Consider the following 20,959-nt stretch of genomic DNA (forward strand, 5'->3'; position numbering starts at 1 on the left):
GAGCCGGAGTGGGCGGAAGTGGGGTACGAACGTGGGGGACGGTGGGGCGCCCGGCGCCGCGGCCGCCGCTCGTCCGGGAACGACGAACGGCGCGTCCCGTGGCGGGACGCGCCGTTCGTGAGAACTCGCGTGGAAGTACTGTCGCGCTACTCCTGCTCGAAACGCCGGCGGAAGCGGTCCTCCATCCTCTTACTGAACCCTCCACCGGACTTGCGGCCGCCGCGGGACCTACCATCCCCGGCACCGCGGCTTGCCCCGCGGGGACCGTCACCGACGCCTGGACCGCGCTTGCCTCCGAGGAGGAGCAGGACCCCCGCGCCGAACATGACGATGAATCCGACGAGACTGATGATCGGGAACCCACCCGGCTTCACCGGGAGGGCGACGCCCGCGATCAACAACGCCAAACCCAGTGCGAACAACGCGCCGGCCTGGAGCCGACGCCGACTGGACGCCATCCCCATCCGGCTTCCCCGGACGGTAGAGGCGAACTTGGGATCCTCAGCATAGAGCGCGCTCTCGATCTGTTCGAGCATGCGCTGCTCGTGCTCGGAGAGTGGCACGGTACCTCCCCCGGCACTAAAACGGTGGCCGCCGGATCTGCGGTCCAGATCGACGGGGGGCCGACTTTGACGGCCGCCTGGCTCAATAATACGAGTACATCCCGGCGGGGACCACCAACTGGGGATTCGAGTTCGATCACGGTTCCGAAGGTCCTGCGTATGACGGACCGACGACCCTGGCCCGGGCCGTCGAACGACCCGGGCTGCCCCCCTGCACCGATCATGCGCTGCGCCGGTCGTCCCCCGACCTCGAATTCCCGGACGCCGACGGGTCGTCCGCGCCCGTCAGGTAGTCCTCCACCTCGTGGAGAAAGCGGCCCACCTCGTCGTAGAAGCGGCTCGCCTCGTCGGCGGGCACGGAACGCGTGACCCCCGCCTCGATCGCCGCGCGGGTGTCCGAACGATCGGCGAAGAAGTCCGCCCAGGCGGCGAACTCCGGCTCCGCGCGGGCCATGAGCACCCAGGCGTTGCGGGTGCGGGGACGCCGCGCCGGCCGCACCGCCCGCAACTCGGCGCCCGCGAGCACGGCGCCGGCACCGCGCAGGGCGGCGAGATAGGCCAGGTGGAATCGCTCGGACGGTTCCGGAGTGCCGGCGGCCGCCGAGAGCAGCTCGTCGGCACGGTCGAGCAATGTCGCGGCGCGCGACGACACCGGGCGGGCGGCGCAGTCCGATCGGCCGACGGCCCGCGGGCCGGTCGCACCCGACTGTGCGGTTCGTGACGTGACCATCACTCCGAACACCTCCTGCACCCCGCCGGGGCACCGGCCGGGTCACGGCCCCGGCGATCCGGCGATGTTCGCTTCCCTCGAACATCGCCGGATCCCCGGTATCGAACATCCGTTCGACGTATTCAATATAGCTGCACCTACCGACACGTCGTCAAGGGAAGGCGGTCCAGTCCCCGTCATGAGTACGGATGCGACCCCGCGGGGCGCGGCGCCGATCCTCGTCGATCTGTCCGCTGCCGAGTTCCGCGCGCGACTGCCCGAGGTGCTGCCCATCTACGTGGCCGCCATGCGATACCCGCGCGGCACCGAGTACCACCGCGCGCCCATGTGGTCCGAGCACTCCGCCCGGCCGGGATGGAAAGCTGTCGCGGCGGCACTGCCGGACGAACCGTCGAGGCTCGTCGCGATCGCCTACGGCTATCGCGGGTCGCCGCACCAGTGGTGGAATCAGCAGGTGCGGACCGGGATGCGCCACGCCGGCTACCCCCCGGAGACGATCGACGCCGTCCTCGGCGACTACTTCGAGCTGACCGAACTGCACGTGCGGCCGGACGCCCAGGGTCACCGCATCGGGGAGGCGCTCCTGCGCCGGTTGCTGAGCGACCGCCCCGAGCGCACGGTCCTGCTGTCCACTCCCGAGATCGCCGGCGAGGACAACCGGGCCTGGCGGCTGTACCGGCGATTCGGGTTCCGCGACGTCGTCCGGCAGTTCCGGTTCACCGGGGACGCCCGCCCCTTCGCCGTCCTGGGACGGGACCTTCCGCTCGAAGGTCCGTAGCGTGGGCGGGGTGATCGATGCCGTCGTCGTGGGTTCCGGGCACAACGCCCTGGTGAGCGCGTGCTATCTGGCCCGTGCCGGCTGGTCGGTGGAGGTGCTCGAGAAGGACACCGTGCTCGGCGGCGCCGTGTCGACCGTGGAACGCTTCCCGGGCCACGCCGTCGACCGCGGCTCGTCGGCCCACGTCATGATCCGGCACACCGGCATCGTCGAGGAACTCGAGCTCGCCGCCCACGGCCTGCGCTACGTCGACTGCGACCCGTGGGCGTTCGCGCCCGCCCCCGTGGGCAGCGACCGTCCGGGCATCGTCTTCCATCGTGATCTCGACCGCACCTGCCGATCCGTCGAGGCCGCATGCGGAGCGCGCGAGGCCGACGCCTACCGCCGCTTCGTGACGGTGTGGGGTCCGCGCAGCGCCCGGGTGATGCGCTCGTTCTCGGTGCCGCCGACCGGCCGGCACCTGCTGTCGTCCTTCTGGGGCCTCGACACCGGCAGTGGCGGCAGCGACCTCTCCCGGCAGTTCCTCACCACCGGCGACGCCCTGCTCGACGAGTACTTCGACGACGAGCCGCTCAAGGCCGCCCTCGCCTGGTTCGGTGCCCAGTCCGGCCCCCCGATGTCCGAACCCGGCACCGCCCCCATGGTCGGCTTCGCCGCGCTGATGCACACGCTGCCGCCCGGCCGCGCCGTCGGCGGAAGCGGCGCGCTGACCCGGGCCCTGGCCGCCCGCCTCGCGGTCGACGGCGGCGTCGTCACCCTCGGCGATGCCGCCGCCGAGATCCGCCGGGCCGGGGACGGCTGGGCGGTACGTACCGACTCGGGACGCACCGTCACCGCGCGCACCGTGATCGCCGGCTGCCACGTGCTGACCACGTTCGATCTGCTCGAACGCGGCGGATTCGACCGCGCCCGCCTGAACGCATGGCGGCGCCGGATCCGCGTCGGCCCCGGCATCGGCATGGTGCTGCGCCTGGCGACCGACGCGCTGCCGCGGTACCCCAGCGGTCCCGCCGACGAGTCGGACGCCGTGCGGGGCCTGCAACTGCTCGTCGAGGACCGCGCCCGGCTCCGGCTCGCGCACGGCGCGGCACTGGCGGGAGAACTACCGCCGCGGCCGGCCGTGCTGGCCATGAGTTTCACGGCGCTCGATCCGTCGATCGCACCGCCCGGCGAACACCAGGTGACCCTGTGGTCGCAGTGGCACCCGTACCGGCTCTCCGGTGGCCGGCGGTGGCCCGCACTGGCCGAGTCGGAGGCGGATCGGATCGTCGCCGAGATGGAGCGCTTCGCCCCCGGCTTCGCCGGTTCCGTCCGGCACCGGCACATCCAGACCCCGCACGAGATCGAACGCGAACTGGGCCTGATCGGCGGCAACGTCATGCATGTGGAGATGTCGCTGGACCAGATGTTCATGTGGCGGCCGCTGCCGGAGCTGTCCGGGCACCGGGTGCCGGGTGCCGACGGGCTCTATCTGACCGGCGCGTCCACCCATCCCGGGGGCGGGGTCTCCGGCGCGAGCGGGCGCAACGCCGCGCAGCGCGCGCTCGCCGACGCCGGGGGTGGCCCCCTGCGCCGGGTGCTGGGGCGGTGGCGGCGATGAATCGCCTGCCCGCCGTTCTCGCCGGCGGCGCGATCGCCGCGCAGATCGCCTATCCGCTGACCACCGGCCAGGCCCGCGACGTCGTCACCGTCGCGGTGGTCACCCTCCTCGCGGCCGCCGGGCTCGCGCACGCTGCGGCGCGGCGCGGCCTCGCCTGGACCGCCGGGTTCTTCGTGATCACGGCGGGTGTCGGCTTCGCCTCCGAGGTCGTGGGGACCGCCACCGGATACCCGTACGGCTGCTACGCGTACGCCACCGACCGGCTGGGTCCCGCCCTGTTCGACGTGCCCCTCGTGGTGCCGCTCGCCTGGACCGCGGGGATGTACCCGGTCTGGTACGTGGCCTCGCTGCTCGCCCGCGGCGGGATGCCGTGGCCGGGCGGGAACCGCGAGCGGGTGACCCGTATCGCGCTCACCACGGTGGGGATGGTCGGCTGGGACCTGTACCTCGATCCGCAGATGGTGTCCGACGGACAGTGGAGCTGGTGCAACGGCGGCGGCCTGCCGGGCATCGAGCAGATCCCACTCACCAATTATCTCGGCTGGGTCCTCGTCGCCACGCTGATGGCGGTGGGGCTGGACCTGCTCGACCGGACCGGCCGGGTACACCCGGGCAACGACACCGTGCCGCTGGTGCTGTTCCTGTGGACGTGGCTCGGGTCTGCGCTCGCCCACGGCGTGCTCCTGAGCGCCCCGGAGCTGCGGTACTCGGCCGTCTACGGCTTCGCGGTCATGAGCGTGCTCGGCGTCCCGCTGCTGTGGTCGCTGCGGCGACGCGCCGGGGCAGGGGCTCGCGTCTGACACGTCCCCGCGCTCCTGGCACGATGGCGCTGTGCGCCTGCCCACCTCGCCCCGCTCCCGCCGACGGACCCTCTCGGCGGCGCTCCTGCTCCTGCTCGTCCCCGTGCTCGCCGGCTGCCTGCGGGTGCAGGCGACGATGGGGGTCTCGGCCGACGACCGCGTCTCCGGCCAGATCGTCGCCGCGACCATTCCCGCCGACGAGAACGACAAGGGACCGCAGCTGGTGGCCCCGGACTCGCTCGCCGACCGGGTCCGCGTGCAGGAGTACGACCAGGACGGGTACGTCGGCAGCCAGGTGTTCTTCAGCGATCTGAGCTTCGGCGACGTCCAACAGCTCGGGTCGATGTCCGACCAGACCTCGGGCACCTTCCAGCTCGCGCTGCAGCGCGCCGGAGACCTGGTGAGCGTCAACGGCAAGGTCGATCTCGAGTCGGTGCCCGTGCAGGGCACCGACGTCCAGATCACGATCGCGTTCCCGGCGCGGGTGGCCACGACCAACGGCACCCGTGAATCCGACTCGATCGTCACGTGGAAGCTGCCGGCCGGTGAGGTGAGCACGTTGCGCGCCGAGGTCCGCTACGCCGACCCGAACACCCGGGGATTCGCCGGCTGGGCGGGTATCGTCGCCGGCGTCACGACAGGCGTCGCCGCGATCATCGGGGTCCTCGCCTGGATGAACCGCAACCCCGCTCCCCCGCGGCAGCGCACACGCGGCGACGCGACGGCGTCCTAGGGCGATGCGGGCGCTGGTCGGGGTCGTCCGCGCCGGGGCGGCCGCCGCGACGCTGGGAGCTGCCGTCGCCGTCGTCAATCGCCTCACCCTGCCCCGGCTCGTCCCGGGTGGTGTGGTCGACGAAGCGGTGACCGTGATCGTTCCGGCCCGCAACGAGGCCCGGCGCCTGCCGGATCTCGTCGCGGATCTGCGGGCCCAGCGGGGTCTGCGCCGGCTACGGGTGGTGATCTTCGACGACGACTCGGCCGACGGCACCGCCGAGGCGGCCCGGCTGGCGGCCGGGGACGATCCCCACGTCACGGTGATCCGCTCGACCGCGCCGCCGCCGCCCGGCTGGACGGGCAAGGCCGCGGCGTGCGCCCGCGCGTACGCGGCCACCGATCCGTCCGGCGTGGTCGTCTTCGTCGATGCGGACGTGCGGTTGGAGCCGGGCGCGGTGGCGGCAGCGGTGACGCTGCTGCGGGACCGGCGGGCCGACCTGCTCACCCCGTGGCCCTTCCAGCGGGCCGGCTCCGCCGCCGAACAGCTCGTGCAGCCGCTGCTGTTCTGGTCCTGGTTCGCGACGCTGCCGGTCGCGGTGTCCCACCGCTCGCGCCGGCCGTCGACCGCGGTCTCGTGCGGCCAGTTCCTGGTGTTCGACGCGCCGGCGTATGCCGCTGTCGGCGGGCACGTCGCGGTCGCGTCCAGTCCCACCGAGGACCTCGACCTCGCCCGGGCACTGCGCCGGGCCGGCCGGCGCACGATGGTGGCTGCGGCCGGCGACGTCGCGTCCTGCCGGATGTACGAGGGCGCTGCGCCGCTGCGGGCCGGGTACACGCGCTGGCTGTGGTCGGCGTTCGGCCCGCCCGCCGGATCCGCTGCGGTGCTCGTCGCCGCGGCGGCGACCTACGTGCTGCCTCCCGCGGCGGCTCTCCTCGGCCGCGGACCGGTCCGCGGCTGGGGGGTGGTCGGCACCGCCGCGGCTGTCGTCTCCCGGACCCTGGCCCGTGCGACCGAACGCGGCGGTGAGCCCGGCCCGTCCGACGTGGCGGCCGCACTCACCCACCCGTTCGCGGTGTGCGGGTTCGCGGCGCTGACGATCGACTCGCTCCGCGCGCGCCGCGCCGGCCGGCTCGGCTGGAAGGACAGGCCGCTGCCCTGACCGCTCGATCAGACCGCCGTCGGCACCGCGATGCCCAGGCGGGCCAGCACCTCGCGGGTGGCCCGGGCGAAATTCAGGGTGATGAAGTGCAGGCAGGGCGCACCCTCGGCGATGAGCCGCTCGGCCATCTCGGTGGCGACGTCGATGCCCACCTCGCGCACGGCGGCGCGATCCTCCTCCGGGCCGTTCCCGGCGGCCCGGACGAGGCGCTCCTCGAGGGCGGCCGGCAGCCTCGACCCGGAGAGTTCGAGGCTGCGCCGCGCGGTACGCAGCGACGTGATCGGCATGATCTCCGGAATGATCGGCTTGGCGCCCTGCTCCGGGTCGTAGGCCACGACCCGGTCCCGCAGCCGCAGATAGTCCTCGACGTCGAAGAACATCTGGGTGATCGAGTACTCGGCGCCGGCGCGCAGCTTGTGGACCAGGTACCGCGTGTCGTGCTCGAGGTCCGGGGAGCGGTGGTGCCCCTCGGGGAACGACGCCACCCCGACGTGGAAGTCACCGAGGTCGCGGACCAGCCGAACGAGTTCCTCGGCGTACTCGAGGCCCTCCGGATGCCTGGTCCATTCTCCCAGCGGGTTGCCCGGCGGGTCGCCGCGCAACGCCAGGATGTTGGTGATGCCGCGATCGGCGTATGCGCCGACCATGGCGCGCAGTTCGTCGATGCTGTGCCCGACGGCGGTCAGGTGCGCCACCGGCAGGAGCGTGGTTTCCTGCGCCAGCTGACCGGTGACCCGGACGGTGCGGTCGCGGGTGGAACCGCCCGCTCCGTACGTCATCGACACGAAGGCCGGGCCGAGGCGCTCGAACTCGCGCACGGCGCGCCACAGGCGCGCCTCCGCGTCGGCGTCGCGCGGCGGGGAGAACTCCACCGAGAACGGGATCCGTGCGCCTCGGGGCGCACGGAGTCGGTCCACCACCGACGGCGTACGGGATTCTCCGCCGCCGTCCGGCCCGCTGTCGGAATCGAAAGTCACCCGACCAGCATAGGGGCACGTCGGAGCGGGCCGAACCGGGGCAAGCCCCTCGACCGCCGGATAGGGTGGGCTCGGGTGTGCCCGGCGCCTTTCGGGCTCGATCCGTGGCCGCACCCACCGTCGCCCGACGGGCCCGTCCACACACGACCAGGAGGACGCCCTGTTCACCGGATCCGAACCCGTGCCCGCCGCCTTGTTCCCCGATCTCGTCGAGGGCGCCCTGCGCGACTTCTTCGTCTCCCGGATCGAACTCGTGGAGCCGATCGGCGGCGGCTACCCCGAGGCCGTCACGGCACTCGAATCGTTCGTGCTGCGAGGCGGCAAGCGGGTACGCCCGGCGTTCGCGTGGAACGGCTGGCTCGGGGCCGGCGGCGACCCGTCGGGGCTCGACGCGCCCGCGGTGCTGCGGGTCTGCTCCGCACTCGAACTGGTGCAGGCCTGCGCCCTGGTGCACGACGACATCATCGACGCGTCCACCACCCGGCGCGGCTTCCCGACCGTGCACGTCGAGTTCGCCGACCGGCACCGCGCGTCGGGCTGGCGCGGCCGGCCCGAGCAGTTCGGTGCCGCCGTGGCCATCCTCCTCGGCGATCTCGCTCTGGCCTGGGCCGACGACATGGTCCGGGAGGCGGGACTGGAGCCGGCCGCGACCGCGCGGATCGCACCGGTGTGGTCGGCGATGCGCACGGAGGTCCTCGGCGGGCAGTTCCTCGACATCGCCGGAGAGGTGTCGGCCGACGAGTCCGTCCCCGCGGCGATGCGGGTCAACCGGTACAAGACCGCCGCGTACACGATCGAACGGCCGCTGCACCTCGGCGCGGCCCTCGCCGGGGCCGACGACGCGCTGATCACCGCCTACCGGGAATTCGGCACCGACATCGGGCTCGCCTTCCAGCTCCGCGACGATCTGCTCGGGGTGTTCGGGGATCCGGAGGTCACCGGCAAGCCGTCCGGCGACGACCTGCGCTCGGGCAAGCGGACGGTGCTGTATGCGCTGGCCCTGGAATCCGCCGACGCCCGTGACCCCGGCGCCGCGCGGTTGCTGCGCGAGAGTATCGGCTCGGACCTGTCCGACGCGGACGTGGAGAGGCTGCGGACGGTCATCACCGAGCTCGGGGCCGTGGAGCGGGTGGAACGCCGCATCGCCGCGCTCACCGACACCGCGCTGGCGACCCTCGACGCCTCGGGCGCGACGGACGAAGGCAAAGCCCGCCTGCGGGCGGCGGCGCTCCACGCGACGCGGCGGGCCGCGTGATGCGCACCGTGACCGGCGCGGAGCGGGTCGTCGTCGTCGGGGCCGGACTGGCCGGGCTCTCGACCGCGCTGTACCTGCTCGGTGCGGGCCGCAAGGTGACCGTCCTCGAGCGCGAGGCGACCGTCGGCGGGCGGGTGGGTGTGCACGCCGGGCCCGGATACGAGATCGACAACGGGGCCACGGTGCTCACCATGCCGGAGCTCATCGCGGACGCCCTGGCGGCGGTCGGCGCGGACTTCGAGTCCGTCACCCCGGCGGTGCGGCTGCGACGGCTCGCCCCCGCGTACCACGCCCGGTTCGCCGACGGCACGACCCTGGACGTGCACACCGATCCGGACGCGATGGTCGCCGAGGTCACCCGGGTGTGCGGCGCCGAGGAAGCGCAGCGCTACCTGCGGCTGCGCTCCTGGCTCGCCGAGATCTTCGACGCCGAATTCGACCGGTTCATGGCCGCGAACTTCGACTCCCCCCTCGACCTGGTCGCCTCCCCCGCGGCGGCGCGCGACCTGGCGACGTTGCTCCGCCTGGGCGGGTTCGGCCGGCTCGGGGCGCAGGTGAACCGCCGGATCACCGACCCGCGGCTGCGCCGGGTGTTCACCTTCCAGGCGCTGTACGCGGGCGTCGCGCCCGCGCGGGCCTTGGCGGTATACGGCGCCATCGCCCACATGGACACCTCCCTCGGTGTGTACGCGGTGGAGGGCGGCATGCGGGTGCTGGCCCGCGCCATGGCCGACGCGATCGTCGCCGCCGGCGGCGACCTGCGCCTCGGCACCGAGGTCACGGGCCTCGACTTCGACGGCCGGACGGCCACCGCCGTCCGCACCGCCTCGGGCGAACGCGTCCCGTGCGACGCCGTGGTGCTGAGCCCGGATCTTCCCGTCGTAGACACGCTGCTGCCCCCACGCCGGCGACGACGCGTGCTCGCGTCGCCGTCGGCCGTGGTGCTGCACGGAAGCGTGCCGTCCGCCGTCGCCGCGCAGTGGCCCGCCACGCACCACCACACCATCGACTTCGGTGCGTCGTGGGAGGAGACGTTCGCCGAGATCAGCGCGGGCCGGGGCCGCGGCCGGCTGATGAGCGACCCCTCGCTGCTGATCACCCGGCCGGCGCTGAGCGACCCGGGTCAGAGGTTCCTCCGCGACGGCGTGTCGCACGAGCCGCTGTCGGTGCTCGCGCCCTGCCCCAATCTGGACAGCGCCCCGTACGACTGGTCCGCTCTGGCCGACCCCTACGCGGCAGAGCTCCTCACCGTCCTCGGCCGGCGTGGATACGGTGCCGTCGCCGACGAGTTCCGCATCGACCACATCGACACCCCGGCCACTTGGCAGGCCAGGGGCATGCTTGCGGGCAGCCCGTTCTCCGGGGCACACGTCTTCCGGCAGACCGGACCCTTCCGGCGACGGAACCTGGATCCGCGCCACCCCAACGTCGTGCTCGCGGGATCCGGAACCGTGCCGGGCGTGGGCGTGCCGACGGTCGTGCTGTCGGGCCGGCTCGCCGCCGAGCGGCTCGGCGTCCGCGCCGCGCGGTGAGCGGTGGACCGCCGGCGGCCGCGGCTGAACTAAACTGTCACCTCGTTCACCTGTCCGCCCGCGCCGCGCCCGGGCCCCGCACCGTCCACGACTTCCCGGGGGAGGAACTCGCAACCATGTCGTCCCCTGCCCCTTCCGACGCTGCACCACAGCATCCGTCGAAACCGCAGCCTCCGTCGGAATCGCAGCCGCCCGCCTCGCCGCCCGTGCGGAGCAGACCCGGCGACTTCCTGCGAAGCCCGGCCGGCAACGCCGGCCTGCTGGGTGCGCTCGGCGCCGCATTCGTCACGTTCGGTGGCTTCGGTGCGGGCAGCGTCCGGCGGGAGGACCCGCTGCTCGAGGACCTGTACCTGTCCTGGTTGCGGTTCGGGCACGGCCTGCTGCTCTCGACGATCCTGATCTGGGCCGGCGTCCTGTTGATGATCGCCGCCTGGGTGCGGCTGGGCCGGAGCACCCTCGCCGGGCACGTGACGCTGCGCGAGCTGTGGACGGTGCTGCCCATGTGGGTGGCGCCGCTGCTGGTGGCCTCGCCGATGTTCAGCCGCGACGCCTACTCCTATCTCGCCCAGGGGGCGATGCTCCGCGACGGCTTCGACCCCTACCTCGACGGTCCGGTCGTCAACCCGGGCGTCCTGCTGGACAACGTGAGCAACGTGTGGAAGACGACCACCACCCCGTACGGTCCGGTGCATCTGCTGCTCGGTGCCGGCATCACGTCGCTGACGGGGGACGACGTCGTCACCGGCACCTGGTTGCTGCGACTGACGATGCTGCCGGGACTGGTGCTCACCGCGTGGGCGGTGCCGAAGCTGGCGCGCCGGCTCGGCGGCAACCCCCGCATCGCCCTCTGGCTGGCAGTGCTCAACCCGCTGATCCTGATTCATCTCATCGGCGGTGTCCACAACGAGATGCTGATGGTCGGTTTCATGATCGCCGGCATCGTGCTCGTGCTGGAGGGCCGGCACGTCGGCGGCATCGCACTCGTGTCCGTCGGTGCGGCCGTCAAGGCGTCGGCGGGCATCGCCCTGCCGTTCCTGGTGTGGATCTGGATTCTGCACGAACGTGACCGCGCCCGGGCGCAGGGCCGCGAACCGGCCGCTCCGATCGTGCTGTTCGTGAAGACCGCAGGCGCGGGGCTGCTGGTGTTCGCGGCCGTGTTCGGAGCGGCCTCGGCGCTCGCAGGCGTCGGTATCGGCTGGCTGACGGCCCTGTCCGGCTCCTCGAAGATCATCAACTGGCTGTCGCTGCCGACGATCATGGCGCACGCGGTCACGTGGTTCACGCCCTGGCAGCTGGGGTCCATCCTCGACGTCACCCGCATGCTCTGCGCCGTGGCCCTGGGGGTGATCATGGTGGTGACGTGGTGGCGGTTCCGGCACACCGAGCGCGACGCCGTGCTCGGGATCGTGATCACGCTGACCGCGATCACCGTGCTCTCGCCGGCCGCCCTGCCGTGGTACTACTCGTGGCCGCTCGCGGTGGCCGCGGGCTTCGCCCTGTCGACGACCACGTTGGCAGTGCTCGTAGGCCTGTCCAGCTGGCTGATGCTGATCTTCAATCCCGACGGCTCGATCGGCATGTACAACCTTGCCCACGTGATCCTGGCGATCGTCATCTCGGTGATCGCCGCCGTGTCGCTTCGCACCGTCGACCCGCTGCGGCTGCGCGCGCGGCGCGAGCCACCGATCACCGCCGTCTCCCCGGATCCGAGGTGACCGTGACCGAGACCGACGCGGGATTCCGCTACTGCGAGGAGCTGGCGGCCACGCACGGCCGGACGTACTACCTCGCCACCCGCCTCCTGCCCCGCCCGCGACGGTCGGCGGTCCACGCCCTCTACGGGTTCGCCCGCCTCGTCGACGACATCGTCGACGTGACCGCGGTCAACGACCCGGCCGGCGCGGCGCTGCAGGTGACCGCGACGGAGCGCCGGCTGCACGCCGCGCTCGCCGGTGATCCCGGACCGGCGGACGCCACCGGGTTGGTGGTCGGGGCGCTGGCCGAGACGATCCGGCGCTACGACCTGCCGCTGGACTACTTCGAGGCGTTCGTCCGGTCGATGCGCATGGACATTCCCGGCACGCCCGAGTTCCGGGCCCGCTACGACGACATGCCGCAACTGCGGGAGTACATGTACGGCTCCGCGGCGGTCATCGGGCTGCAGTTGCTGCCGGTGTTCGACGTGGCCGACATCGACGCCGCCGCACCCTACGCCGCGGCGCTCGGGGAAGCCTTCCAGCTCACGAACTTCATCCGCGACGTGGGTGAGGACCTCGATCGGGGGCGCACCTACCTGCCGGCCGACACCTGGGCCGCGTTCGGGGTGGACGTCGCACTGCTCGAGCACGGCCGACGCACCGGCGGGAGCCCGGATCCGCGGGTGCGCCGGGCCCTGGCCCACTTCGTGGCGCTGACGCGCGCGGAGTACCGCCGCGCTGAGCCCGGTCTGGCGCTGCTGCCGGACCGGATCCGGCCCGGCATCCGCACCGCCTTCGAGCTGTACGGAGGAATCCTCGACGAGGTCGAGCGCAGCGGGTACCGCGTCCTCGACGTGCGCGCCGTGGTCCCCACGCGGCGCCGTGCGCGGGTCGCGCTGACACAGCTGGTCCGCCTGCGCTGAGCCGCCGGAGTCAGAAACCGAGCGCCTGCGCCCGGCGCATGACCTCCCGCCTCGCGTGGGTGTGCATCGCCGCCGCCGGGGAGCCGCCCGCGAGCGTGTCGTCCTCCCGGAACATCCAGTTCAGGATCTCGTCGTCCCGGAATCCCCCGTCGTGCAGCACCGCGATGAGACCGGGGATGCCCGTGAGGATCCGACCGTCTTCGTCGAAGAACGCCGCCGGCACGGCCAGCACGCCGTCCCGCTTGATCGCCAGCAGCTGGCGGTCGCGCAGCAGCTGGTGGACCCGGGTGATCACCAGGCCGAGCTGCTTCGCCACGTCGACCAGTTGCAGCACGGGTACGGAGCGGTCGAGGACGTCTTCGCTGTAAGGGATAGCACTCACGCCGCTAACGTTATCGGGTTCGCGGCGGCTGCCACGACGGGCCGTCGGGTGATCACCGCGGCGAGCCGCGCAGTGTCACCGCGGCGAGCCGCGCAGTGTCACCGCGGCGAGCCGCGCACGTGTAACCGGGTGGTTCGTGCGCTGGCTACGATCGACAGAGGCGCACCCGACGGCCCGACCCGTCGCACGCCGCACCTACGCAGGAATCGACGGCATGAACACGGGGGTACACCGGGTGAGCTCTGGAGGCGACCGCCTGATCGGCACGGTGCTCGAACGGCGCTACCGCATCGAGGCACCGATCGCCCGTGGCGGCATGTCCACCGTGTACCGCGGCACGGACCTGCGGCTCGACCGTCCGGTAGCCGTGAAGGTCATGGATCCGCAGTTCGCGGCCGATCCTCAGTTCCTTGCGCGGTTCGAGTTCGAGGCGCGGTCGGTGGCCCGGTTGACCCATCCGGGTCTGGTGGCGGTGTACGACCAGGGGCAGGACGGGGACCATGTCTTCCTGGTGATGGAACTCGTCGAGGGCGGCACGCTGCGCGAACTGCTGCGCGAACGGGGCCCGATGCCACCACACGCGGCGGCCGCCGTCGCGGCGCCGGTGCTGGGGGCGCTGGCGGTGGCGCACCGCGCCGGCCTGGTGCACCGCGACGTCAAGCCGGAGAATGTGCTGATCTCCGACGCCGGGGAGGTGAAGATCGCCGACTTCGGGCTCGTGCGCGCGGTCGCCGCGGCGACGACGACGTCGCGCAGCGTCATCCTGGGTACCGCCGCCTATCTGTCGCCGGAGCAGGTGACCACGGGCACCGCCGACGCGCGCAGCGACGTGTACGCGACCGGGATCCTGCTGTTCGAGATGCTCACCGGGCGCACCCCGTTCACCGGCGACACGTCGCTCTCGGTGGCCTATCAGCGGGTCGACAGGGATGTCCCGGACCCCGGTTCCCTCATCGACGGGGTCCCGGAGCAGTTCGACGAACTGGTCCGGCACGCCACCGAGCGGGAGCCGGGTGAGCGGTTCCCGGACGCCGCGGCGATGGCCGCTGCGCTGAGCGAGGTCTGCGATGTCCTGGCGCTGCCCCGCTACCGGGTGCCCGCACCGCGACGGTCCGCGCAGCATCTTTCGGCCGTCGCGGAACCGGCGACGGCCGCGGTGGATCCGGCGCCGCCGACGGTGGCGGTGCGCGCCGCGGCCCCACCCTCGCGGCCGCTGCCCCCGCCCGCGATGCCGCCCGGACCGGCGGCCCAGCTCGCCCCCGTGGGCCCGCAGCACACGAAGGTCGTGACCCAGCAGCACCCGCGTGCCGAGTTGTCGGGGCCGCAGGCCGAGCCTGCCCGGGTCCCGGTCGCCGATTTCGCCGCCGAGCGCCGACGTAACCGGCGGACGACGCTGCTGTGGCTGCTGGCGATCCTGGTGCTGGCCCTGGCCGTCGGTTTCGGCGGATGGTGGCTCGGGTCCGGACGGATGACCACCGTGCCCAGCGTGCTCGGCGCCGATCGGGACACCGCGCTCGCGGCGCTGCAGGCGGCCGAGGTGACTCCCGAGGTGCAGGGCGAGTACTCCGACGACGCCTCGGTCGACACCGTGCTCGGTACCGACCCGGAGGCGGGCAGCCGGGTCGCCCGGGGTGACGAGGTGGTGCTGCTCGTCTCGCTGGGCCGGCCGACCGTGCCCACCATCGTCGGGGGCGGCGACCGCGACGTGGTGGAGCAGGAACTGCGCAACCGGACCCTCGTCCCCGTGGACGGCGGCACCGCCTACAGCACGGCCGTCGAGGAGGGCGGGGTCGCGGCCCTCGATCCGGCGCCCGGCACGGTCCTGCCGGTGGGAGCGGAAGTCAAGGTGATCGTCAGCAAGGGATCACCGCCGGTGGATGTGCCCGACGTCGCGGGCCGCACGGTCGACGAGGCCCGGCGGGCCCTGGACACGGTCGGCCTCACGGTGCGCGAGACGCGGGAGGTGTTCGACGCGGAGGTCGACGCGGGACGGGTGGCGGGCACCGACCCGGCGGTCGGGAACCGGGTCAACGCCGGCGGCAGCGTCACGCTGCTGGTGTCGAACGCGGTGAAGGTGCCCTCGCTGCTGGGCCGCACGGTCGCCGCGGCACGCGACGAGCTCGGCCGGCTGGGGCTGGACGTGGAGGTGCGCCAGTTCGCGGGCTCCGACCGTTCGGTGGTGATCGGTCAGAGCCCGGGCGCGGGCGACCGGGTCGAGCCGGGCGGCACGGTGACTCTCACCGCACTGCCCTGAGGCCCCTGACGACCCGGAAGGCCCCGGGACCCGGCCGCTCCGCGGAGGGTCAGCCGCGGAGCATCTCCGCGACCAGGAACGCCAGCTCGAGCGACTGCTGGGTGTTCAGGCGCGGGTCGCACGCGGTCTCGTAACGGCCGTGCAGGTCGATGTCGGAGATGTCCTGTGCGCCGCCGAGGCATTCCGTGACGTTCTCACCGGTGAGTTCGATGTGGATGCCGCCGGGATGGGTGCCCAGGGCGTTGTGCACCTCGAAGAAGCCCTGCACCTCGTCGACGATCCGGTCGAAGTGCCGGGTCTTGTACCCCGTGGACGCCTCGTGGGTATTGCCGTGCATCGGGTCGCACTGCCAGATGACCTGGTGACCGGTCGCCTGCACCTTGGCGATGATCGGGGGCAGCAGATCGCGCACCTTCGCGTGCCCCATCCGGGAGATGAGGGTCAGCCGGCCCGGCTTGTTGGTGGGATCGAGCCGCTCGACGTACTCGGCCGCCATCTCGGGTGTGGTGCTGGGGCCGATCTTCAGGCCGATCGGGTTGGCCAGCAGCTCGGCGAAGGCGATGTGGGCGCCGTCGAGCTGGCGGGTGCGGTCACCGATCCACAGGAAGTGCGCCGACAGGTCGTAGAGCCGGGGGTGCCCGTCGGTGTTGTCGAGCCGGAGCATGGCCCGCTCGTAGTCGAGGACCAGCGCCTCGTGGCTGGCGTAGATGGTGGCGGCCTTCAGGTTGGGATCGACGACGCCGCACGCGTCCATGAAGCGCAGGCCGCGGTCGATCTCGGAGGCGAGGGCCTCGTACCGCGCGCCGGCCGGGGAGGATGCGACGAACTCCCGGTTCCAGTCGTGCACCCGGTGCAGGTCCGCCTCGCCGGCGGCGGTGATGGCCCGGACCAGGTTCATCGCGGCGCTGGCGTTGGCGTAGGCGCGGATCAGCCGGGACGGGTCGTGCGCACGCACGGCGGAATCGGCGACCAGCGAGTTGATCATGTCGCCCCGGTACGACTGCAGCCCGAGCGCGTCGATGTCCGACGACCGCGGCTTGGCGTACTGTCCGGCAATCCGCGCGACCTTCACGACCGGCAGCGACGCGCCGTAGGTCAGCACGACGGCCATCTGCAGCAGCGTGCGGATGTTGGCCTTGATGTGCGGCTCGGTGTTGTCGGCGAAGGTCTCGGCGCAGTCACCGCCCTGGAGCAGGAAGGCCTCACCCCGCGCGACCGCGGCGAGGTGGTTCTGTAGGTCCTCGACCTCGCGGGCCACGGTGATCGGCGGCACGCTCTCGAGCACGGTACGCATCGCCGACGCCTGGTCCTCGGGCCAGCTCGGCTGCTGCAGGGCGGGCTTGGCCAGGGCCGCGTCCAGCCTTTCGCGCAGCTCGGCGGGGAGCGGCGGAAGGGTCGGCAAGCGGTCGATCGGCACATCGACAGTCCAGTTCACACCACCAGGATATGGCCCCGGCGCGACGAGGGACACGCACCCCCGGGTGGGTCGATGCCACACCCCGTCCCGCCGGCCCGCCCGGCGGCCGCGGCACCCGGTTCAGCGGTACAGCCGCGCGGCCTCGATCGCCTCGAACTTGGCGAGGTTGTGGCGGGCATCGGCGAGGGCGTCGTGGTTGTCGTCCGGCACCGGCGGCAGGGGGGGCTTGCCGTGCTGCTCCCAGTGCTGGCGCAGCTCGCGGGTGAATTTGGGCAGCGCGTCGGGCAGTTCCGGCATGGTTCCCCAGAGCTGGACGAGCGCGACGTGGTCGTAGGCCCCGAGCCAGGCCCACAGCTCGGGCTGGATGCCCGGCCGCGGGATCAGGAAGGACATCAGGTCGTCGCGGATGCGGGTCCGGGACTTCCAGGCGGGATGCGCCGGGGGCGGCAGCTTCGGCAGTACGTGCCGCCGCACCCAGGGCCCGGCCCGCTCGGGGTCGAACTCCGTCGACACCGCATAGAATTCGCGCCCGTCCTCGCAGGCGACACCGATCGACACGAGCTCGATGGTGCGACCATCCTCGATGAACTCGCAGTCGTAGAAGTAACGCACGTGCGCACATTATGCCCGGCCGCGGCCGGGCGGGTGTCGCCGGTATCCGGCGTCAGCCGGCCTGCGTGTCGGGCAGGCGATCGGCGTCGGCGGCCGTGGCGGCCGCATCCTGTTCGGCGGGCCGGTTCTTCAGGGAGGCCGCGTAGATGTCGACGTATTGCTGGCCCGACAGGCGCATCAGCGCGTACATCACCTCGTCGGTGACGGTGCGCTCGACGAAACGGTTGCCGCCCATGCCCTCGAAGCGGGAGAAGTCGATCGGTTCCCCGATCCGGACCGTCACCTTGGCCGGCTTCCACATCTTCGACCCGATGGGGTTCATCTCGTCGGTGCCGATCATCGCCACCGGGATGACCTTCACGCCGGTCTGCAGGGCCAGCCGGGCGATACCGGTCTTGCCCTTGTAGAGGCGGCCGTCCGGCGACCGGGTGCCCTCCGGGTAGATGCCGAGCAGCTTGCCCTGGGAGAGGACGCGGACGCCGGCGTTGAGGGCGTCCTGCGCGGCGTCGGCGCCGGTGCGGTCGATCGGGACCTGCCCGACCGCGGAGAAGAACCAGCGCTGGAACCGCCCCTTGAGCCCGGGGCCGGTGAAGTACTCGCTCTTGGCGAGGAAGGTGATGCGCCGCGGTACCACCAGGGGAAGGAAGAAGGAGTCGAGGACGGCTTTGTGATTACTGGCGAGGATCGCGGGGCCGTCGGCCGGGATGTGCTCCGCCCCTTCGATTTTCGGCCGCCCCATGAGCCAGAGCAGCGGCCCCAGCAGGACGTACTTGAAAAGCCAATACCACATGGCGTCCTTCCCCGTCTCCGAAACGCGCAGGCAGATCGTGCCTGCCGGTCGACTCTACGACGGCGGGGTGTCGCCGTGCACACCGTGGCACGCCGCGGTCCCGCCTCACAGCGATGGACGTGACGATCATCTCAGCCGCCTGGTCCGTTTCGTCCGGACCGGGACGATTCGCGGGCGAGGTCGGCCGCGCCCACCAGGCCGGCGGCGTCGCCGAGGTGCGCGGCGCGGACCCCGGCGAGCGGCCGGTGACCACGCCCGGTCAGGGCCGCCGCGTAGTGACCGCGGGCGTCGTCGAGGAACAGAGACGCCGACCCCGACACCCCACCCGCGATGACGACCAGGTCCGGGTCGTAGAGGTCGGCGACCATCGCCAGGCCCAGCCCGAGCCAACGGGCGAACTCGGCCATCGCCGCGACGGCGAGCGGGTCGCCGTCCTGCGCGGCCTCGGCGATCCGTCGTCCGGTCAGTGCCCCGGGATCCGCCGCGACGTCACGGGTGAGCGGGGAGGACCGGTCCGGGTCTGCCGCGAGCAATTCGATCGCCGTGTCGACCAGCGCGGTGCCGCTGCAGTACCGCTCCCAGCAGCCCCGCTTCCCGCACGCGCAGGGCCGCCCGTCGGGAACCACCTGCAGGTGCCCGAGTTCGGGGGCGATGCCGTGCGCGCCCCGGAACGGCACACCGTCCAGGAGCAGGGCGGCGCCGACGCCGGTGCCGACGGCCACCAGCACGGTCGTGCGGACACCGGCGGCCGCACCGAACCGGTACTCGGCCCACGCCGCGGCGTTGGCGTCGTGCTCGAGGATCACCGGCAGGCCGATCCGCGCGCTCATCCGCTCGGCCACGGGCACGTCCGCCCACGGCAGGTGCGGGGCGAAACGGACGACGCGACGGTCGGCGGTGAGGAATCCGGCGACGGCGAGCCCGACGGCGGTGACCTCGTTGCGTCCCGCCAGGCGGGCGACGGTGCGGTCGAGGGCATCCTCGAGGGCGCGGCCCGAGTGCGGGGTCGGCGACCGGACGGTGTCGACGACGGATCCGGTGCCGTCGACGACGGCCGCGCGAATGCTGGTGCCGCCCACGTCGATTCCGATCGTGAGTCGATCCGTGCTCACGGTGTGGACCCGATCAGCGCCGGATCGTGACCGAGATCGGCACGAACGCACCGCTGCGGCCGGGAGCCGGGGGCGGGGTCTGCGGATCCGGCCCGTCGGGGCCGGCCCCTGAGGGCGGAAGGTACCGGGCGAGCAGGTCCCGCAGCAGGGCGATCAGGGCCGCGATCTGGGTGGCGAGGCGGGTGAGGAGTTCGTGCGGCTCGCCCCGCACCGCGGCCGCGACGGCGCACAGCGGGCACCAGCTGCATCCGCTCGGCGCCGAGGCGGGCGCGGCGGCCGCGTCCCCGGCCGTCGCGCCGGGCGCGGGCCGGGCGGGCGGTGCGGGTTCGGCGAATCGCTGCACCGTCTGCTCGAGCCGGTCGAGAACGGCGTCGGCCAGCGCCCGCAGTTCGGCGACGAGGACGTCGTGATCGGCGCTCACTGCGGCCACACCGCGGGATCGGGACGGAACCGCACCAGCAGGTCGGATCCCTCGAACTCGGCGCCGGAGACGGTGCAGCGCCGCAGACCGGACGCGAGCCGCACCCGGCGACGCATCCCGTCGGCGCCGATCACCAGGTCGTCGTCCACCCGGCCGAGTGTCAGCGATGCCGCGTCCGCCAGCGGCAGATGCATCCGCATCGTGTACACCGCATCCACCCCTGTCCCCGATTCGCGCTGTACCCGCACCGGCTCCACGCCGGAATCCTCCGGCGTATGCGGCGCCACGCCGTCCGGGTACAGCGACTCCGCAAGCGCCGCCAGAGAGGCCAACCCTACCGGTTCGGTGCATCGCTGCTCGCACTCGACCACGGCGACGGCGCCGAGAATCGTCTCGATCTCCGCCACGATCCGGCGCTGCCCCCCGCGCTGCTCGGCGAGCCAGGTCGCGGCGGGCCCGGCCTCGTCCGCCGGGAAGTCCGGGACGGTCCGATTGACGAGCACGCGCGCCAGCCGCAGACCGGACAGGGCCGTCCAGGACCGCAGCCGCCGCGCCTCGGCGACGCCGAGTCGATCGGCGGTGGCGACGAGGTGGACCGAGGTGCGGGAGTGGTCGGCGAGCAGGTCCCGCACGGTCGCGGTGTGGTCGACGACGCGGTCGACGAGCGCCACGACCAGGGCCAGACGCGGGTCGGCACCCGTCGCCGCGACGATGCGGCTGTGCCGGGGCCAGATCCGCTCGATGTACTCCGACACCGTCGCCGGCGCGGCGAGCGTGCGGAAGGCGTCCGCGGACGCGGGGAGGTCGACGATCACCGCGTCCCAGCGTCCCGTGTCGGCCAGGCGGGCCACCTCGCCGAGGGCGAGGATCTCCTGCACGCCGGGCAGCCCGGTGACTTCTTCGGGTGCCGGGATGCCGAACCGGTCGCCGTGCTCGTGGGCGCCGCCGGCGGCGGCGAGCGCGGCCAGGAGCGCGAAGCGCTGCTCGAGCAGGGCGAGCGAATCGATCTCCAGCGTGTCGAGGCCGCCGGTGACCGGGACGATGCGCGCATCGACGGATCCCGGCGTCGCCGGGTCGACGGCGAACACATCCGTCAGCGAGTGCGCCTGATCGAGGGAGACCACGAGGGTGCGAACCCCGGAACGAGCCGCCGCGAGGGCGGTCGCCGCCGCGAGGGTCGTCTTGCCGGTGCCCCCCTTGCCGGCGAAGAGCTGCACGGCGGCGGGGCCGGGCCGCCCGGCG

At 72.9% G+C, this 20,959-nt stretch carries 20 protein-coding genes; 10 read left to right on the forward strand and 10 right to left on the reverse strand.

Going from position 1 to position 20,959, the window contains the following annotated elements:
• Nucleotides 1–146: 146 nt before the first annotated feature.
• Both G6039_RS24225 and G6039_RS24230 read right to left on the reverse strand, forming a co-directional pair.
• Nucleotides 147–563 (reverse strand): DUF3040 domain-containing protein, encoded by a 417-nt coding sequence (locus G6039_RS24225; protein WP_006933389.1) that lies wholly within the window; start codon nucleotides 561–563, stop codon nucleotides 147–149.
• A 220-nt stretch (nucleotides 564–783) separates the two neighbouring features.
• Nucleotides 784–1,293, reverse strand: a complete 510-nt coding sequence (locus G6039_RS24230) for an SAV_6107 family HEPN domain-containing protein (RefSeq protein WP_029544189.1) — start codon at nucleotides 1,291–1,293, stop codon at nucleotides 784–786.
• Between the two features lie 178 nt (nucleotides 1,294–1,471).
• On the opposite strand from G6039_RS24230, the gene G6039_RS24235 reads away from it, so the two are divergent.
• Genes G6039_RS24235 through G6039_RS24255 form a run of 5 tightly spaced genes read left to right on the forward strand, consistent with a single transcriptional unit; the run spans nucleotide 1,472 to nucleotide 6,345 of the window.
• On the forward strand, nucleotides 1,472–2,071 hold the full coding sequence (locus tag G6039_RS24235) for a GNAT family N-acetyltransferase (RefSeq protein WP_029544191.1): 600 nt from the start codon (nucleotides 1,472–1,474) through the stop codon (nucleotides 2,069–2,071).
• 10 nt (nucleotides 2,072–2,081) lie between these two features.
• Complete coding sequence (locus tag G6039_RS24240) at nucleotides 2,082–3,671, forward strand: phytoene desaturase family protein (RefSeq protein ID WP_037201749.1); 1,590 nt, start codon at nucleotides 2,082–2,084, stop codon at nucleotides 3,669–3,671.
• Entirely contained in the window at nucleotides 3,668–4,471 is an 804-nt protein-coding gene (locus tag G6039_RS24245) for a carotenoid biosynthesis protein (protein WP_006933385.1), read from the forward strand. The genes G6039_RS24240 and G6039_RS24245 overlap by 4 nt, the downstream gene beginning before the upstream one ends.
• 31 nt (nucleotides 4,472–4,502) lie before the next feature.
• Entirely contained in the window at nucleotides 4,503–5,204 is a 702-nt protein-coding gene (locus G6039_RS24250; RefSeq protein ID WP_006933384.1) for an LppM family (lipo)protein, read from the forward strand.
• A gap of 4 nt (nucleotides 5,205–5,208) precedes the next feature.
• Nucleotides 5,209–6,345, forward strand: coding sequence for a glycosyltransferase family 2 protein (locus tag G6039_RS24255; protein WP_029544195.1), 1,137 nt, complete (start codon nucleotides 5,209–5,211; stop codon nucleotides 6,343–6,345).
• An 8-nt stretch (nucleotides 6,346–6,353) separates the two neighbouring features.
• Here the strand turns inward: G6039_RS24255 and metF are convergent, their stop codons facing one another.
• Nucleotides 6,354–7,322 (reverse strand): methylenetetrahydrofolate reductase [NAD(P)H], encoded by a 969-nt coding sequence (gene metF, locus G6039_RS24260; RefSeq protein ID WP_170914097.1) that lies wholly within the window; start codon nucleotides 7,320–7,322, stop codon nucleotides 6,354–6,356.
• Nucleotides 7,323–7,503: 181 nt separating this feature from the next.
• Between metF and G6039_RS24265 the strand changes: the two genes are divergently transcribed.
• From G6039_RS24265 to G6039_RS24280, 4 genes are all read left to right on the forward strand, one after another.
• Nucleotides 7,504–8,577, forward strand: a complete 1,074-nt coding sequence (locus G6039_RS24265) for a polyprenyl synthetase family protein (protein ID WP_029544199.1) — start codon at nucleotides 7,504–7,506, stop codon at nucleotides 8,575–8,577.
• Nucleotides 8,577–10,109, forward strand: a complete 1,533-nt coding sequence (gene crtI / locus G6039_RS24270) for a phytoene desaturase family protein (protein WP_029544201.1) — start codon at nucleotides 8,577–8,579, stop codon at nucleotides 10,107–10,109. Before G6039_RS24265 ends, crtI begins: the two co-directional genes overlap by 1 nt.
• Before the next feature lie 116 nt (nucleotides 10,110–10,225).
• Complete coding sequence (locus G6039_RS24275) at nucleotides 10,226–11,824, forward strand: alpha-(1->6)-mannopyranosyltransferase A (RefSeq protein ID WP_029544203.1); 1,599 nt, start codon at nucleotides 10,226–10,228, stop codon at nucleotides 11,822–11,824.
• The gene (locus tag G6039_RS24280) at nucleotides 11,821–12,729 is read left to right on the forward strand and encodes a phytoene/squalene synthase family protein (protein ID WP_152103901.1); all 909 of its coding nucleotides are present in this window, start codon (nucleotides 11,821–11,823) and stop codon (nucleotides 12,727–12,729) included. The genes G6039_RS24275 and G6039_RS24280 overlap by 4 nt, the downstream gene beginning before the upstream one ends.
• A gap of 10 nt (nucleotides 12,730–12,739) precedes the next feature.
• On the opposite strand, the gene G6039_RS24285 is transcribed toward G6039_RS24280, so the two are convergent.
• Complete coding sequence (locus G6039_RS24285) at nucleotides 12,740–13,111, reverse strand: Rv2175c family DNA-binding protein (protein WP_029544207.1); 372 nt, start codon at nucleotides 13,109–13,111, stop codon at nucleotides 12,740–12,742.
• Between the two features lie 235 nt (nucleotides 13,112–13,346).
• On the opposite strand from G6039_RS24285, the gene pknB reads away from it, so the two are divergent.
• Nucleotides 13,347–15,365 (forward strand): Stk1 family PASTA domain-containing Ser/Thr kinase, encoded by a 2,019-nt coding sequence (gene pknB / locus G6039_RS24290; protein WP_029544209.1) that lies wholly within the window; start codon nucleotides 13,347–13,349, stop codon nucleotides 15,363–15,365.
• Nucleotides 15,366–15,414: 49 nt separating this feature from the next.
• Here the strand turns inward: pknB and G6039_RS24295 are convergent, their stop codons facing one another.
• The 6 genes from G6039_RS24295 to G6039_RS24320 form a co-directional block, all read right to left on the reverse strand.
• Nucleotides 15,415–16,800: a class II 3-deoxy-7-phosphoheptulonate synthase gene (locus G6039_RS24295; RefSeq protein ID WP_006933364.1), complete on the reverse strand. Its 1,386-nt coding sequence runs from the start codon at nucleotides 16,798–16,800 to the stop codon at nucleotides 15,415–15,417.
• 102 nt (nucleotides 16,801–16,902) lie between these two features.
• A complete protein-coding gene (locus G6039_RS24300) occupies nucleotides 16,903–17,394 on the reverse strand; it encodes a polyadenylate-specific 3'-exoribonuclease AS (protein ID WP_006933363.1) in 492 nt (163 codons plus the stop codon).
• A gap of 52 nt (nucleotides 17,395–17,446) precedes the next feature.
• Complete coding sequence (locus G6039_RS24305; RefSeq protein WP_029544211.1) at nucleotides 17,447–18,184, reverse strand: lysophospholipid acyltransferase family protein; 738 nt, start codon at nucleotides 18,182–18,184, stop codon at nucleotides 17,447–17,449.
• 131 nt (nucleotides 18,185–18,315) lie between these two features.
• Nucleotides 18,316–19,296 (reverse strand): ROK family protein, encoded by a 981-nt coding sequence (locus tag G6039_RS24310; protein ID WP_029544213.1) that lies wholly within the window; start codon nucleotides 19,294–19,296, stop codon nucleotides 18,316–18,318.
• A gap of 13 nt (nucleotides 19,297–19,309) precedes the next feature.
• Nucleotides 19,310–19,717: a hypothetical protein gene (locus tag G6039_RS24315; protein ID WP_029544215.1), complete on the reverse strand. Its 408-nt coding sequence runs from the start codon at nucleotides 19,715–19,717 to the stop codon at nucleotides 19,310–19,312.
• Nucleotides 19,714–20,934 carry an ArsA family ATPase gene (locus G6039_RS24320; protein WP_029544216.1) on the reverse strand — a complete coding sequence of 407 codons (1,221 nt, stop codon included), beginning with the start codon at nucleotides 20,932–20,934 and terminating at the stop codon, nucleotides 19,714–19,716. Before G6039_RS24320 ends, G6039_RS24315 begins: the two co-directional genes overlap by 4 nt.
• Nucleotides 20,935–20,959: the final 25 nt, after the last annotated feature.

Source organism: Rhodococcus aetherivorans (genome assembly GCF_011058165.1).
Taxonomy (GTDB): domain Bacteria; phylum Actinomycetota; class Actinomycetes; order Mycobacteriales; family Mycobacteriaceae; genus Rhodococcus; species Rhodococcus aetherivorans.

What these genes read in the sequence shown, in the direction of transcription:
- G6039_RS24235 (WP_029544191.1), top strand. Translation starts at nt 1,472, where the DNA reads ATGAGTACGGATGCGACCCCGCGGGGCGCGGCGCCGATCCTCGTCGAT.
- crtI (WP_029544201.1), top strand. Translation starts at nt 8,577, where the DNA reads ATGCGCACCGTGACCGGCGCGGAGCGGGTCGTCGTCGTCGGGGCCGGA.
- G6039_RS24245 (WP_006933385.1), top strand. Translation starts at nt 3,668, where the DNA reads ATGAATCGCCTGCCCGCCGTTCTCGCCGGCGGCGCGATCGCCGCGCAG.
- G6039_RS24305 (WP_029544211.1), bottom strand. Translation starts at nt 18,184, where the DNA reads ATGTGGTATTGGCTTTTCAAGTACGTCCTGCTGGGGCCGCTGCTCTGG.
- G6039_RS24255 (WP_029544195.1), top strand. Translation starts at nt 5,209, where the DNA reads ATGCGGGCGCTGGTCGGGGTCGTCCGCGCCGGGGCGGCCGCCGCGACG.
- G6039_RS24275 (WP_029544203.1), top strand. Translation starts at nt 10,226, where the DNA reads ATGTCGTCCCCTGCCCCTTCCGACGCTGCACCACAGCATCCGTCGAAA.
- G6039_RS24230 (WP_029544189.1), bottom strand. Translation starts at nt 1,293, where the DNA reads ATGGTCACGTCACGAACCGCACAGTCGGGTGCGACCGGCCCGCGGGCC.